Genomic DNA, 686 nt, shown 5'->3' with positions numbered 1-686 from the left:
CCCGCCGACTGCTTCGACGCCGCCCTCGAGGCCGCCCGTATCGCCCTCACCTACCGCACCCCCGTCTTCCTCCTCTCCGACGGCTACCTCGCCAACGGCAGCGAGCCCTGGCGCGTCCCGGACGTGGAGGAACTCCCGGACCTGCGGGTGCGGTTCGCGCAGGGCCCGAACCACACCCTGGACGACCAGGACGGCACCGGCAACATCTCCTACGACCCCGCCAACCACGACCTCATGGTCCGCACCCGCCAAGCGAAGACCGACGGCATCGACGTCCCCGACATCGAGGTCGACGACCCCGACGGCCGCGCAGGCCCATCTGCGCCATCTCAACCCGTTCCCGCACAACCTCGGTGACGTCCTCGCCCGCTACGAGCGCGTCGTCGTGCCCGAGATGAACCTGGGTCAGCTCGCGACCCTCGTCCGGGCGAAGTACCTGGTCGACGCCCAGTCGTACAACCAGGTCAACGGCATGCCGTTCAAGGCGGAGCAGCTTGCCACGGCGCTGAAGGAGGCCATCGATGACTGACCCCAACGCCCTTCTGCAGCTGGTGCCCAAGGCCGAGGGCAAGCAGTCCATGAAGGACTTCAAGTCGGATCAGGAAGTGCGTTGGTGTCCCGGCTGCGGTGACTACGCCGTCCTCGCCGCCGTGCAGGGATTCATGCCGCAGCTCGGACTGGCGAAG

Annotated in this window: 2 pseudogenes; both read left to right on the top strand. The window is 68.1% G+C overall.

The annotated features are described in order from the left end of the window. A pseudogene (locus IF28_RS36800) lies at positions 1 to 529 on the top strand (2-oxoglutarate ferredoxin oxidoreductase subunit alpha); the annotation flags it as partial. Next, positions 522 to 686 (top strand): annotated as a pseudogene (locus IF28_RS39025) (2-oxoacid:ferredoxin oxidoreductase subunit beta); the annotation flags it as partial. The pseudogenes IF28_RS36800 and IF28_RS39025, both read left to right, overlap by 8 nt.

It is taken from the genome of Streptomyces sp. NRRL WC-3626 (assembly GCF_000718785.1).
GTDB classification, from domain to species: domain Bacteria; phylum Actinomycetota; class Actinomycetes; order Streptomycetales; family Streptomycetaceae; genus Streptomyces; species Streptomyces edwardsiae.
This window is presented reverse-complemented; position numbering and strand designations above follow the sequence as displayed.